This window comes from Paraburkholderia sp. RL17-337-BIB-A (genome assembly GCF_046025895.1).
In the GTDB taxonomy this organism is placed as follows: domain Bacteria; phylum Pseudomonadota; class Gammaproteobacteria; order Burkholderiales; family Burkholderiaceae; genus Paraburkholderia; species Paraburkholderia fungorum_C.
The window spans coordinates 1,718,139-1,731,906 of record NZ_JARESY010000001.1; the positions used below are offsets into that span (position 1 = coordinate 1,718,139).

At 62.4% G+C, this 13,768-nt stretch carries 14 protein-coding genes; 11 read left to right on the forward strand and 3 right to left on the reverse strand.

Going from position 1 to position 13,768, the window contains the following annotated elements; genetic code table 11:
- Positions 1-159: 159 nt before the first annotated feature.
- The 6 genes from lpxD (at position 160) to P0D84_RS07825 (ending at position 5,675) form a co-directional block, all read left to right on the forward strand.
- On the forward strand, positions 160-1,263 hold the full coding sequence (gene lpxD, locus P0D84_RS07800) for a UDP-3-O-(3-hydroxymyristoyl)glucosamine N-acyltransferase (protein WP_408334425.1): 1,104 nt from the start codon (positions 160-162) through the stop codon (positions 1,261-1,263).
- A 262-nt stretch (positions 1,264-1,525) separates the two neighbouring features.
- Positions 1,526-1,990 carry a 3-hydroxyacyl-ACP dehydratase FabZ gene (gene fabZ, locus P0D84_RS07805; protein ID WP_006048683.1) on the forward strand — a complete coding sequence of 155 codons (465 nt, stop codon included), beginning with the start codon at positions 1,526-1,528 and terminating at the stop codon, positions 1,988-1,990.
- A gap of 106 nt (positions 1,991-2,096) precedes the next feature.
- Positions 2,097-2,885 carry an acyl-ACP--UDP-N-acetylglucosamine O-acyltransferase gene (gene lpxA, locus P0D84_RS07810; protein ID WP_408334428.1) on the forward strand — a complete coding sequence of 263 codons (789 nt, stop codon included), beginning with the start codon at positions 2,097-2,099 and terminating at the stop codon, positions 2,883-2,885.
- A gap of 3 nt (positions 2,886-2,888) precedes the next feature.
- The gene (gene lpxB / locus P0D84_RS07815; RefSeq protein ID WP_408334431.1) at positions 2,889-4,058 is read left to right on the forward strand and encodes a lipid-A-disaccharide synthase; all 1,170 of its coding nucleotides are present in this window, start codon (positions 2,889-2,891) and stop codon (positions 4,056-4,058) included.
- Complete coding sequence (rnhB, locus tag P0D84_RS07820) at positions 4,055-4,828, forward strand: ribonuclease HII (RefSeq protein ID WP_408334434.1); 774 nt, start codon at positions 4,055-4,057, stop codon at positions 4,826-4,828. The genes lpxB and rnhB overlap by 4 nt, the downstream gene beginning before the upstream one ends.
- 64 nt (positions 4,829-4,892) lie before the next feature.
- On the forward strand, positions 4,893-5,675 hold the full coding sequence (locus P0D84_RS07825) for a TrmH family RNA methyltransferase (RefSeq protein ID WP_408334437.1): 783 nt from the start codon (positions 4,893-4,895) through the stop codon (positions 5,673-5,675).
- A 139-nt stretch (positions 5,676-5,814) separates the two neighbouring features.
- On the opposite strand, the gene ppsR is transcribed toward P0D84_RS07825, so the two are convergent.
- Positions 5,815-6,630, reverse strand: coding sequence for a posphoenolpyruvate synthetase regulatory kinase/phosphorylase PpsR (gene ppsR, locus P0D84_RS07830; protein WP_408334440.1), 816 nt, complete (start codon positions 6,628-6,630; stop codon positions 5,815-5,817).
- A 558-nt stretch (positions 6,631-7,188) separates the two neighbouring features.
- Between ppsR and ppsA the strand changes: the two genes are divergently transcribed.
- The 3 genes from ppsA (at position 7,189) to P0D84_RS07845 (ending at position 11,245) form a co-directional block, all read left to right on the forward strand.
- Entirely contained in the window at positions 7,189-9,594 is a 2,406-nt protein-coding gene (gene ppsA, locus P0D84_RS07835; RefSeq protein ID WP_408334443.1) for a phosphoenolpyruvate synthase, read from the forward strand.
- A 166-nt stretch (positions 9,595-9,760) separates the two neighbouring features.
- Complete coding sequence (locus P0D84_RS07840; protein WP_408334446.1) at positions 9,761-10,216, forward strand: NfeD family protein; 456 nt, start codon at positions 9,761-9,763, stop codon at positions 10,214-10,216.
- A 96-nt stretch (positions 10,217-10,312) separates the two neighbouring features.
- Positions 10,313-11,245 carry an SPFH domain-containing protein gene (locus P0D84_RS07845; RefSeq protein WP_408334449.1) on the forward strand — a complete coding sequence of 311 codons (933 nt, stop codon included), beginning with the start codon at positions 10,313-10,315 and terminating at the stop codon, positions 11,243-11,245.
- Positions 11,246-11,321: 76 nt separating this feature from the next.
- Here P0D84_RS07845 and smpB read toward each other — a convergent pair whose 3' ends face one another.
- Positions 11,322-11,768 (reverse strand): SsrA-binding protein SmpB, encoded by a 447-nt coding sequence (gene smpB, locus P0D84_RS07850; protein ID WP_063496517.1) that lies wholly within the window; start codon positions 11,766-11,768, stop codon positions 11,322-11,324.
- 100 nt (positions 11,769-11,868) lie between these two features.
- Here smpB and P0D84_RS07855 point away from each other — a divergent pair, with 100 nt between their 5' ends.
- Both P0D84_RS07855 and P0D84_RS07860 read left to right on the forward strand, forming a co-directional pair.
- A complete protein-coding gene (locus P0D84_RS07855) occupies positions 11,869-12,306 on the forward strand; it encodes a type II toxin-antitoxin system RatA family toxin (protein ID WP_408334453.1) in 438 nt (145 codons plus the stop codon).
- A complete protein-coding gene (locus P0D84_RS07860; protein WP_408334455.1) occupies positions 12,303-12,635 on the forward strand; it encodes an RnfH family protein in 333 nt (110 codons plus the stop codon). The genes P0D84_RS07855 and P0D84_RS07860 overlap by 4 nt, the downstream gene beginning before the upstream one ends.
- A 22-nt stretch (positions 12,636-12,657) precedes the next feature.
- Here the strand turns inward: P0D84_RS07860 and P0D84_RS07865 are convergent, their stop codons facing one another.
- Positions 12,658-13,638, reverse strand: a complete 981-nt coding sequence (locus P0D84_RS07865; protein WP_408334458.1) for a DMT family transporter — start codon at positions 13,636-13,638, stop codon at positions 12,658-12,660.
- Positions 13,639-13,768 lie beyond the last annotated feature (130 nt).

The window sequence follows — 13,768 nt, forward strand, 5'->3', positions numbered from 1 at the left end:
GCATGGGATTGGAGTAAGCGCTAAAGCGCTAACTCAGATCGACAGCGTTGCATGGGATCGCAGTAAGCGCTAAAGCGCTAACTCCGATCGACAGCGTTGCATGGGATCGGAGTAAGCGCTAAAGCGCTAACTCCGATCGACACAGGAGACAGCATAGGCATGGCATTTACGCTCGAGGACATCGTCCAACGGTTCGGCGGTGAAGTAGTCGGTGACGGTTCACAGCGCGTCGGCAGTCTGGCGCCGCTCGACCAGGCAGGCCCGGACCAGCTGGCGTTCCTCGCCAATCCGAAGTACCTGTCGCAGGTCGAGACGACCCGCGCAGGTGCGGTGTTGATCAACGCCGACGACCTCGCGAAGCTCAGTTCCCCTGAAGGCCGTAACTTCATCGTCACGCCGAATCCTTACGCTTACTTCGCGCGCGTCGCGCAGACTTTCATCGACATGGCGGCGCCCAAGGCCGTGCCCGGCGTGCACCCGAGCGCGACGATCGACCCCTCGGCGCAGATTGCGTCGAGCGCGGTGATCGGCCCGCACGTCACGCTGGAAGCGGGCGCGGTGATCGGCGAGAACGTGCGTCTGGATGCCAACGTGGTGATCGGCCGCGGCACGCGGATCGGCGCGGGCTCGCATCTGTATCCGAATGTCGCGGTGTATCACGGCTGCAAGCTCGGCGAGCGCGTGATCGTGCACGCGGGCGCGGTGATCGGTTCGGATGGTTTTGGCTTCGCGCCGGATTTCGTGGGCGAAGGCGAAGCGCGTACCGGCAGCTGGGTAAAAATTCCGCAGGTGGGCGGTGTGTCGATCGCGGCGGACGTCGAAATCGGCGCGAACACCACCATCGACCGTGGCGCCATGGCCGATACGATCATCGAAGAGTGCGTGAAAATCGACAATCTCGTGCAGATCGGCCATAACTGCAAGGTCGGCGCTTACACGGTGATCGCCGGCTGCGCGGGCATCGCGGGCAGCACCACGATCGGCCGTCATTGCATGATCGGCGGCGCGGTCGGGATCGCGGGGCACGTCACACTGGCTGATTATGTGATCGTCACGGCGAAGTCGGGCGTGTCGAAGTCGTTGTTGAAGCCCGGCATGTACACCAGCGCGTTTCCGGCTGTGAATCACGCGGACTGGAACAGGAGCGCCGCCTTGCTGCGTAACATCGATAAACTCCGCGATCGTATCAAGGCGCTCGAAAACGCCGCTTCGGCAGACAAGCCGGCCAACGCAGCAAGCAGTTCCGCAGGCGACAAAGCCTGAGTGCAGCGCAACTCGCAGACAACCGCAGAGCACCCGCAGAGCACCCGCAGAGCACCCGCAGGCCGGCTCGCGGAACAATTCCGCCAGGCAACCTGCGGGTACCGCGTAAAATAGCGGGCAAGCATCAGGAAGCAAAGTCGGTTGCCGTGACCGGGTGGCATGGCCGCCGGGTCTCGGCAAGCGCCGGCAGCAAGCGTTACCAACCCACCTGCACCAGCATCCGCAGTCATCATCGCGCAGTCAATGCGTGAGTAGAAACACCATGAGCACCGAAAAAATCAATCTCGACATTCATAAGATTCTCACGCTGCTGCCACATCGTTACCCGATCCTGCTGGTCGACCGGGTGCTCGAACTCGAGCCGCATAAGAGCATCAAAGCGCTGAAGAACGTGTCGATCAATGAGCCGTATTTCCAGGGTCACTTTCCGACCCGTCCGGTGATGCCGGGCGTGCTGATTCTCGAAGCGCTCGCGCAAACAGCGGCCCTGCTGACGTTTTCGGAGGAGCCGAGCGATCCGTCGAACACGCTGTATCTGTTTGTCGGCATCGACAATGCGCGCTTCAAGCGCGTCGTGGAACCGGGCGATCAGTTGATCCTGAACTGCACGTTCGAGCGTCATATGCGCGGCATCTGGAAGTTCAAGGCACGCGCCGAAGTGGATGGAGTCGTGGCGGCGGAAGCCGACCTGATGTGCGCGGTGCGGCACACGGACAAAGACGCTTGAAGATTGGCGTCCGCGCGGTCGGCGACTTGCTCAGCGGCGTACTTAAGCCCTGCAAGCTCCGCCCAGACCCACCCAGACAACGCAACAGAATCAGAAGCGAGGACGCATGAGCAGGATTCATCCCACTGCGATCGTCGAACCGGGCGCACAACTCGACGAATCCGTCGAAATCGGACCGTATGCCGTGATCGGCGCACATGTGACGATCGGCGCACGGACCACGGTCGGTTCGCACAGCGTGATCGAAGGTCACACCACGATTGGCGAAGACAACCGGATCGGCCACTACGCATCGGTCGGCGGCCGGCCGCAGGACATGAAGTACAAAGATGAGCCCACCCGGCTCGTGATCGGCGATCGCAACACGATCCGGGAATTCACCACGATCCACACCGGCACAGTGCAGGACGCGGGCGTCACCACGCTGGGCGACGACAACTGGATCATGGCCTACGTGCACCTCGGGCACGACTGCCACGTCGGCAACAACGTCATCCTGGCGAGCAATGCGCAGATGGCCGGCCACGTGACGATCGGCGACCACGCTATCGTCGGCGGCATGTCGGGCGTGCATCAGTTCGTGCGCATCGGCGCGCATTCGATGCTGGGCGGCGCTTCGGCGCTGGTGCAGGACATTCCGCCGTTCGTGATCGCCGCTGGCAACAAGGCCGAGCCACACGGTATCAACGTCGAAGGTCTGCGCCGCCGCGGTTTCTCGGCGGACGCGATCTCGGCGCTGCGCTCGGCGTACCGCTTGCTGTACAAGAACGGCCTGTCGCTGGAAGAAGCGAAGGTGCAGTTGCGCGAACTCGCGTCCGCGGGTGGCGATGGCGATGAGCCGGTGCAAACGCTGCTCGCGTTCGTCGAAGCCTCGCAACGCGGCATCATCCGCTAAGCGATGGCATTGAACCCGAGTCCGCTGCGCGTCGCGATGGTGGCTGGCGAGCCGTCCGGCGATCTGCTGGCGGCGTCGCTGCTCGACGGCCTCGCGAGCCGTCTGCCCGCCGGTACCCAGTATTACGGGATCGGCGGCCCCCGCATGATCGCCACCGGTTTTGATGCCCACTGGCCGATGGAAAAGCTGACGGTGCGCGGCTATGTCGAAGCGCTGCGGCATATTCCCGAGATCCTCGGCATTCGCAACGAGCTGAAGCGCCAATTGCTGGCAGAGCCGCCGTCGGTGTTCGTCGGCGTGGACGCACCCGATTTCAACTTCGGCCTCGAGCATCCGTTGCGCGAGGCGGGCATTCCGACCGTTCACTTCGTCTGTCCGTCCATCTGGGCGTGGCGGGGCGGGCGCATCAAGAAGATCGCCAAGGCGGTCGACCACATGCTGTGCGTGTTCCCGTTCGAAACGGCTCTGCTGGAAAAGGCCGGCGTCGCGGCGTCTTACGTGGGCCATCCGCTTGCCGATGAGATTCCGCTGGAACCCGACACGCTCGGCGCGCGCCGCACGCTAGGTCTCGCCGAAAGTGGTCCGATCATTGCTGTGCTGCCGGGAAGCCGGCGCTCCGAGATCGATCTGATCGGTCCGACGTTCTTCGCCGCGATGGAGATGATGCAGCACCAGGAGCCGGCTTTGCGTTTCGTGATGCCGGCGGCCACACCCGCGCTGCGCGACATGCTGCGGCCGCTGGTCGACGCGCATCCCGGTCTCGCGCTGACCATCACCGACGGCCAGTCGCAGCTCGCAATGACGGCGGCGGATGCCATCCTCGTGAAGAGCGGCACGGTGACGCTGGAAGCCGCGCTGCTGAAAAAGCCGATGGTGATCTCGTACAAGGTACCCTGGTTGACCGGCCAGATCATGCGACGCCAAGGCTATCTGCCGTACGTCGGCTTGCCGAACATCCTGGCGGGGCGTTTCGTCGTGCCGGAAATTCTGCAGCACTTCGCTACGCCCCAGGCGCTCGCCGAGGCCACGTTGAAGCAGTTGCGCGACGAGGCCAACCGGCGCACGCTGACGGAAATCTTCACGGAGATGCATCACGTGCTGAAGCAGAACACCGCGCAGCGTGCGGCGGAAGTCGTGGCGAGCGTCGTCGAAAAGCGCAAGGTGCGGCCGTGACCCAGGCGCGCGCACCACGCCGCAAGGCGGCAACCATTGCAGGCGCGGCGGCGCAGCAGGTCGGCCTGAACTTCGAGACGCCGGACGACATCATTTGCGGCGTCGACGAAGCAGGGCGCGGCCCGCTGGCCGGCCCGGTGGTCGCTGCGGCCGTGATTTTCGATCCGTCGAAGCCGATGATTCGCGGCCTCGACGATTCGAAAGTGCTCACCGCAAAAAAGCGCGACGAACTGTACGACAAGATCGTCGACCGGGCGCTGGCTTATTGCATCGCGTCGGCGACTGTCGAGGAAATCGATACGCTGAACATCCTGCACGCCACCATGCTGGCGATGAAGCGGGCGGTCGAAGGTCTTTCGGTTGTGCCCACGCTGGTCAAAATCGACGGCAACCGCTGCCCCACGCTGAGCATTCGCAGCGAGGCGGTGATCGGCGGCGATGCGCTGGTCAAGAGCATTTCGGCGGCCTCGATTCTCGCCAAGGTCACGCGCGACCGGATGCTGCTCGAATTGCATCAAGTCCATCCGGTCTACGGTTTCAATGCGCATGCCGGCTACGGCACGCCGCAGCATCTCGCGGCGCTGCGCGAACACGGTCCTTGCGAGCATCATCGGCGCTCGTTCGCGCCGGTTCGTGAAGCGCATCTGCGCTTCGGCACGGGCGTGCCACTGCCGGCGGCCGACGTGATCGTCGTGCCCGGGACGCTCAACGACGCCGTGCTTGACGACGCAATGCTCAACGACGCCTTCGGCGAACGCAGCGGCGCCTGAGCGCCTCGCGTGACCCGGCCGCGTCGCCAACTCTTTTTCCTCATTCTCACTGTCTTCGCTGCCTGTGAAAGCCATCACCTCGCGGGACAATCCGCTCTACAAGCGCCTCAAGGCACTGGCCGGCTCGACGCATCAGCAGCGTCGCAGCGGCCACGCGCTGCTCGAAGGGTTCCATCTCGCGAGCGCGTATCTCGACGTCGCCGGGCAGCCTGAAATGTGCATCGTCACCGAGGGCGCGCTGCGTCACGACGAAGCACAGGCCATCGTGTCGCGCATCGACGGGCAGCGCATCGTCACGCTGCCTGATGCATTGTTTGGCCAGTTGTCGAACGTCGTGCATGGGGTCGGGATTTTGCTGTTGGTCGAAAAGCTCGGTACGCCGCTGCCGGAGAAGGTCGCGCAGACTTGCCTCGTGCTCGATGGCGTGCAGGACGCCGGCAACGTCGGCTCGATTCTGCGCAGCGCGGCGGCCGCGGGTATTCAGCAGGTGTTCTGCGCACCGGGCACAGCATACGCGTGGTCGTCGAAGGTATTACGCTCGGGCATGGGCGCGCATTTCCTGCTGCAAATCCACGAGGATGTTGAGGCGCAGACGCTGATCGAGCGTCTTGCGGTGCCGGTGGTGATCACGGATTCACACGGCGCCGAGGCGATCTACGATTGCGACCTGAGCGGGCCGCTCGCATGGGTGTTCGGCAATGAGGGCGCGGGCGTGTCGCAGACGTGGCGCGATGCGGTCTCCTTGCGCGTCACGATTCCGCAGCCGGGCGGCATGGAGTCGCTGAATGTGGCGGCTGCGGCGGCTGTCTGTGTATTCGAACAGTGCCGTCAACAGCGCGGTAGATAGGACGTGGTAGTGACCAAGCCGCGCCATCCTGGCCTGGTTGGACTGCGCATGACGCATGACGCATCGCGCACGGAGCACATAGCCAGGCAACCCGGCCGCCGCGCGCCAGCTGAACGCGCGGTGCGGATCTAAACCAATTTCAATAAGCCGACCGGTCCAGCTTGATCTCCTGCAGGATCGTCGTCGCGATCTCTTCGATCGACTTATGCGTCGACGACAACCACTTGATCCCTTCACGCCGCATCATCGCTTCCGCTTCATTGATCTCGTAACGGCAATTCTCGGGCGCCGCGTACTTGCTGCCTGGCCGCCGCTCGTTGCGGATCTCCGACAGCCGCTGCGGATCGATCGACAAACCAAACATCTTCTGCCGATGCGCCAATAGCGGCGTGGGCAGCTTGCCGCGCTCGAAGTCTTCCGGAATCAGCGGGTAGTTGGCCGCTTTCACGCCGTACTGCATTGCCAGATACAGGCTCGTCGGTGTCTTGCCGCTGCGCGATACGCCGACCAGAATCACGTCGGCATCGGCCAGATTGCGGTTCGATTGACCGTCGTCGTGAGCGAGCGAGAAGTTGATCGCCTCGATCCGGTTCTTGTACTCCTCGGTATCCGCGTTCTGGTGGCCGCGACCCATCGCGTGGCTCGACTTCAGTTCGAGTTCCTGTTCGAGCGGCTCCACGAAGGTCTGAAACATGTCCAGCACGAGCGCATTCGAGCCTTTGACGATCTGATTCGACGCACTGTCCACGAGGGTCGTAAACACGATCGGACGACGGCCGTCCTGCACGATCGCTTCGTTGATCTTTTCCAGCGTGGCGTAGGCCTTGTCCGTCGAGTCGACGAAGGGCACGCGAACCAGGCGGAATTTCTGGTCGAACTGGGAGAGGATCGAATGCGCGAAGGTTTCGGCAGTGATCCCGGTACCGTCGGAGACGATGAATACGGTGGGCGGCATCAGTGGGGTTGGGAACGTGAGCGGGAAAAAGCGCTCGAAAGAAACATCGCTGTTTCGACACGCGCTGCCCGGTGGCTAACCGGAGATTGCAGCGGCGTCATTTCAGCGCGCCGTGGGCACCGCAACCGCGCCCGGCTGGCTGCCAGGCCTCGCAAAAGGCCGCTAGCCGGTCCGGGGCGCGATTCGAGGCGCAATTCTCGTCCGACTGTCACATTTGAGAGTCGGCACGGTAGAATAGCGGCAACCTGTTGGATAAGCAATTGCAGGCGATTGACGACTAACTTACCGCGAACAGTCGGTCAACGCCACACTTTCAGCCGGTAACTTGCGGCAAATTGAGAGAGTGGAGTGGATCGATCGGTAATTTCGTCCAACCGCTTTCTGCGTCGTGTGCCTCGCGCCTGTTGGTGCTTCAGGGTATTTCCTGGCGCCTCCGGCTATTTGCAGCGATTGCTTCTCCAACAGGTTGTGCAAGACGCGAGGTCACGCTTCCAATGGGCGTCTCGCGTTCGAGCCCACTTGCACAGCCGTGAATTTCTTTCACACTTAGGGGCTTGTATGACTAACGCAGTTACCGTCGCAAAGGAAGAGGCGTATGTAGTTCCGTTCGAGCAGTTGCGGATGACCGATGTGGAGATTGTCGGCGGCAAGAACGCGTCGCTTGGCGAGATGATCAGTCAGCTCGCCGAAGCCGGCGTGCGCGTGCCGACTGGCTTCGCCACCACGGCGCTGGCGTTCCGCGACTTCCTGCATCACAACAATCTGACTGACCGCATCGCCAAACGTCTCGAAACGCTCGACGTCGACGACGTGAAGGCGCTCGCCGAAGCGGGTAAGGAGATCCGTCAATGGATCGTCGACGCCCCGATGCAGCCGCGTCTCGAAGCAGATATCCGCGCCGGCTTCGACACCCTGCAAAACAGCTCGCCTGAAGAGTTGTCGTTTGCCGTGCGTTCGTCGGCAACGGCGGAAGACTTGCCGGACGCATCGTTCGCGGGTCAGCAGGAAAGCTACCTCAACGTGGTCGGCATCGACGAGGTGCTCGATCGCATGAAGCACGTGTTCGCGTCGCTGTATAACGACCGTGCTATCTCCTATCGCGTCCACAAGGGCTTCACCCACGCTGAAGTCGCGTTGTCGGCGGGCGTGCAGCGCATGGTGCGCTCGGACGTCGGCGCGGCAGGCGTGATGTTCACGCTGGACACAGAATCGGGCTTTAAAGACGCGGTGTTCATCACGTCGAGCTACGGCCTGGGCGAAACGGTCGTGCAGGGGGCAGTGAATCCGGACGAGTTCTACGTCTTCAAGACCACGCTCGCGCAAGGCAAGTACCCGATCATCCGCCGCTCGATCGGCTCGAAGCTGATCAAGATGGAATTCACCAAGGCCGGCGAGCAAGGCCGCGTGAAGACCGTCGACGTCGCGCACGAGCAGCGCAACCGTTTCTCGATCACCGACGAAGACGTGATCGAACTCGCGAAATACGCCGTCATCATCGAAAAGCACTACGAGCGTCCGATGGACATCGAGTGGGGCAAAGATGGCCGCGACGGCAAGATCTTCATTCTGCAGGCACGTCCGGAAACGGTGAAGAGCCAGGCTGCGGGCAAGGCCGAGCAACGCTTCAAGCTGAAGGGCCAATCGAACGTGCTGGCTACCGGCCGTGCAATCGGTCAGAAGATCGGCGCGGGTCCGGTGCGCGTGATTCACGATCCGTCGGAAATGGACCGTGTGCAGCCGGGCGACGTGCTGGTCGCCGACATGACCGACCCGAACTGGGAGCCGGTGATGAAGCGCGCATCGGCGATCGTCACGAACCGTGGCGGCCGTACCTGCCACGCGGCGATCATCGCGCGTGAGCTGGGCGTGCCGGCCGTGGTCGGCTGCGGCGACGCCACCGACGTGCTGAAGGAAGGCGCGCTGGTGACGGTATCGTGCGCGGAAGGCGACGAAGGCAAGATCTACGACGGTCTGCTCGAAACCGAAATCACCGAAGTGCAGCGCGGCGAACTGCCGCCGATTCCGGTGAAGATCATGATGAACGTCGGCAACCCGCAACTGGCTTTCGACTTCTCGCAACTGCCGAACGCAGGCGTGGGTCTGGCGCGGCTCGAATTCATCATCAACAACAACATCGGCGTTCACCCGAAGGCGATTCTCGAGTATCCGAACATCGATCAGGATTTGAAGAAGGCCGTGGAAAGTGTGGCACGTGGTCACGCATCGCCGCGCGCGTTCTATGTCGACAAGCTGACCGAAGGGATCGCAACGATCGCCGCGGCGTTCTATCCGAAGCCCGTGATCGTGCGTCTGTCGGACTTCAAGTCGAACGAGTACAAGAAGCTGATCGGCGGTTCGCGTTACGAGCCGGACGAAGAAAACCCGATGCTGGGTTTCCGCGGCGCCTCGCGCTACATCGCCGACGACTTCGCTGAAGCGTTCCAGATGGAATGCATCGCGCTGAAGAAGGTGCGTGAAGAGATGGGCCTCGACAACGTCGAGATCATGGTGCCGTTCGTGCGTACGCTGAAGCAGGCGGAGCGCGTGGTCGGGCTGCTGGAGAAGTTCGGCCTGAAGCGCGGTGAGAAGGGCTTGCGCCTGATCATGATGTGCGAAGTGCCGTCGAACGCGATTCTCGCCGAAGAATTCCTGCAATTCTTCGACGGTTTCTCGATCGGTTCGAACGATCTGACGCAGCTTACGCTCGGCCTCGACCGCGATTCCGGCATGGAACTGCTCGCAGTCGATTTCGACGAACGCGACCCGGCAGTCAAGTTCATGCTCAAGCGCGCGATTGAAACCTGCTTGCGTTTGAACAAGTACGTCGGTATCTGCGGCCAGGGTCCTTCGGATCATCCGGACTTCGCGCAATGGCTGACCGATGAAGGCATCGCGTCGATCTCGCTGAATCCGGACTCGATCATCGAGACGTGGCAGCAGCTGGCGAAATCGTTGATGAAATAAGCGATGTAAATAAGCGCGAGGCAGGCGCCTGACAAGCAGCTTGCCTGACAAGCGGCGCAGTATGTCAAAAGTTCGTAAAAGCGTACTGCACCGCCCAATAAAGGCACTCGCTTCATGCTATAAACACCCCGGTAGATCCGGGGTGTTTTGCTTTGTGGAGGTCGACGTGGCGCCAGGTGGATTGTTCTGGTGGATCGTGGCGGGTGTGCTTGTCGTGCTGGAGCTGATCAGCGGCACCTTCTATTTGCTGATGATCGCGGTGGGCTGCGTCGCCGCGGCAATTGCGCACATTGCGGGCGCCGCCGCGGATCTTCAATTCGTGATCGCAGCCGTGGTGGCGCTGGCGGCCGTTCTGTTGCTCAGGCGTTCGCGCTTTGGCCGCAGAACGCGTAAAGAGGCGTCGAAGAACCCGGACGTCAATCTGGACATCGGTCAGACGCTGAGCGTGCCGGCGTGGCACGAGCGCCGGGCGCGCGTCAACTACCGCGGGGCGGCATGGGACGTCGAGCTGGCCGCCGGCGAGCCGGAAGATGCGCAGAGCTACGAAATCGTCGAGATGCGCGGCAGTTGCCTCGTCGTCGCGGCGAGCCGGCAGGCGAAGGCCAAAGCGACGGCGGCCTGAGCGCGCACTAACACGTGCACGGCGTGCACAAAGCGTGTGCCGGGCGCGTGCAAAGCATCACGCACAACTATTCGAACTACGGACCGGAGGGCAGTAATGGATTCAACCATCGTCGCGGCGGTGCTTCTGATCATCGTGATCGTGCTGGCGGCACAGACGCTGAAGATCGTGCCGCAGCAACATGCGTGGGTGCTCGAGCGGCTCGGCCGCTACCACCGCACACTGACACCGGGCTTGAGCTTCGCCTTCCCGTTCGTCGACCGGATCGCGTACAAGCACATCCTCAAGGAAATCCCGCTCGAAGTGCCGAGCCAGGTGTGTATTACGCGTGACAACACGCAGTTGCAGGTGGACGGCGTGCTGTATTTCCAGGTCACCGATCCGATGAAAGCGTCGTACGGGTCGAGCAATTTCGTGTTCGCGATCACGCAGTTGTCGCAGACCACGCTGCGCTCGGTGATCGGCAAGCTCGAGCTCGACAAAACCTTCGAGGAGCGCGACTTCATCAACCACAGCATCGTGTCCTCGCTCGATGAGGCGGCGCAAAACTGGGGTGTGAAGGTGCTGCGCTATGAGATCAAGGACCTGACGCCGCCCAAGGAAATTCTTCACGCAATGCAGGCGCAGATCACCGCTGAGCGCGAGAAGCGTGCACTGATCGCGGCATCCGAAGGGCGCAAGCAGGAGCAGATCAATATCGCTTCGGGTGGGCGCGAAGCGGCGATTCAGAAGTCCGAAGGCGAGCGCCAGGCGGCGATCAATCAGGCGCAGGGGCAGGCGTCGGCGATTCTGGCGGTGGCCGAAGCGAACTCCCAGGCGATCCAGAAGATCGCCGCGGCGATCCAGTCGAATGGCGGGATGGAGGCGGTGAATCTGAAGGTGGCCGAACAATACGTCAATGCGTTCGGCAATCTGGCGAAGCAGGGCACCACGCTGATCGTGCCGGGCAACCTGGCGGATATGAGTTCGATGATCGCGTCGGCGCTGACCATCGTGAACAAGGGGAAGGGCGCGACCGACGTGCGCTGAGGGTGGTTTTTGCTGCCCTAAGGAAAATGGCCCGCTGACTGAGCGGGCCATTTTTGTTTGAGGCTCAAACGCAAACTCACGACGGCGAGCGCATCAGGCGCGCCTTCTCGCGTTCCCAGTCGCGCTTCTTTTCGGTTTCGCGCTTGTCGTGCTGCTTTTTGCCCTTGGCCAGCCCGATCTCGCATTTGACGCGGCCGCCCTTGTAATGGAAGTTCAGCGGCACGAGCGTGTAGCCGCGCTGCTCGACTTTGCCGATCAGTTTGCTGATTTCCTCGCTGTGCAAGAGCAGCTTGCGCGTGCGCACCGGGTCCGGGTGGATGTGGGTCGAGGCTTCGGGCAGCGGGCTGATGTGCGTGCCGATCAGGAACAGTTCGTTATTCTTGATAACGACGTAACCTTCCTTGATCTGGCCGCGCCCGGCGCGCAGCGCCTTGACCTCCCATCCTTCGAGCACGAGCCCTGCTTCATAGCGTTCTTCGACCGAGTAGTCGTAGAAGGCTTTTCTGTTGTCGATGATGCTCATGAATGGAAAGTGCCCAACTCGTTTAAAATCACGATTTTAGCAAAGCGGGGCAAGGAAAGCCCGCGGCGCTTGTCCACCCTTGCCACGTGCTGTCCAATTTATGGCAGATGTCCAGAAAACCGTGTTGATCCGCCATTCGGCGGAACAGATGTTCGACCTCGTCACCGACGTCGCCGATTACCCCAACTTCCTGCCTTGGTGCGGCGGAGTCGAAATCCGCCGCCGGGACGAAACCGGCATGGAGGCGAAGATCGATATCAACTTCAAGGGCATCAAGCAGCATTTCGCCACGCGTAACAGCATGGAGCGGCCCACGCGCATCGATATGGAATTCGCGGACGGCCCGTTTCGCAAATTCACCGGGTTCTGGCGTTTCACGCCGCTACGCGCGGACGCCTGCAAGATCGAATTCGCGCTGCACTACGAATTCACCAACATCATTCTCGAGAAGATCATTGGGCCGGTGTTCAGCCACATTGCCAACACCTTCGTCGAATCGTTCGTGAAGCGCGCCGATCAGCGCTACGGTAAGGCATGAGCGCGCGCTTGTCGATTGAAGTCTGCTACGCGCTCGCGGGTGAGCAGACGCTGATCGCCGTGGAATTGCCGGAAGGCGCCACGTTGCAGCAGGCGCTCGACGCGAGCGGCATCCTGCAGCGTTATCCGCAGATCGATCTGGGCACGCAGAAGGTCGGCGTGTTCGGCAAGCTCAAGCCGCTCGATACGGTGCTTGCCGATCACGATCGCGTTGAGATTTACCGGCCGCTGCTGGTGGACCCGAAGCTGTCGCGGCAACGGCGCGTCGAGAAGACCCGCAAAGCGGGCTCGATTGAAGGGCGCCGCTGGCAGAACAAGGATTCGCGCTAGGCGAGTCTTGTGGCGGCGCCTGTCAATGCACCGAAGGCTGTGCCTTTTCCTCAATCGATGCCGCACCGGACCTATCGTCGTCGCCCGCATGCTGGCGCACCGACCAGCACACCCCCGCCACCAGCAGCAGGATCGCCGCCGTTTCCAGCGGACGCGGCAGGCGCTGGTCGTAGATAAACGCATAGAGCAGCGCGAAGAGCGTCTCGAACACGATCATCTGGCCGGACAGGGTGAGCGGCAGCCGTTTCGACGCAGCGTTCCACAGTCCGTTGCCGAGCCACGACGCGCCGACTGCGAGGCCCAGATTCAACATCCAGAAGGTATGCCAGCGCGCGTCGCCGAGCGGCGCCTGCAGGCTGCCGGAGGGCATGACGGCGACCACCAGCCACAATCCCGCGCCGAGCGCGCCGGTCACCACACCCCAGAGCACCGACCACTCGTTGCCGCTGAAATGCGTCTGGCGTTGCAGGTAGCGGGCGTTTTCGACCGCGAACCAGGTCCAGCAGACGAGTGCGCCGAGTGCGCAGGCGAGGCCGAGGAGTTTCGTCGCGATGCTGACCGGCGTGCTGTTCGCCACCGTGAAGACGTCGATGTTGATGCAGGCGATGCCCGCGACCACCAGCGCGAGCGGCCATGCGAGACGCGCGAGCGGCACGGCGCCATGATCGCGCCGGCCGAGCAGCGTCACCGTGACAGGCAGTACGCCGACGATCAGCGAGGCCGGCGCGATGCCGATCATGTGGACCGCCGAGGCCAGCAGCAGGTAGTAGAGCAGGTTGCCGGCCAATGCCAGCTTGACGAGCGCCCTGAGATCCTCGCGCGTCAGGCGTTTGACGAGCGAGCGCGCCATCGGCAGCGCGGCGGCCAGCGAGACGATGCCGTACATCGTGTAGCGCCCAGCGCTCATCAGCAGCGGCGAAAAATCGGGCAGCACGCGCGGCACCAGAAACACCACACCCCATAAGGCCCCGGCCATTACTCCATATGCCACACCGCGCCGCATCGACTGCCCCTGCGAGAAAAAACTGGAATGGTCGGCAGAATAGCCGGTTGGCGGGCCGGGTGTCTTGTTTGATTCTGCATTCCAGCGGTTTTTTCGGCGTGCCAGGACGCAATCGAGGTCAAACACAGCG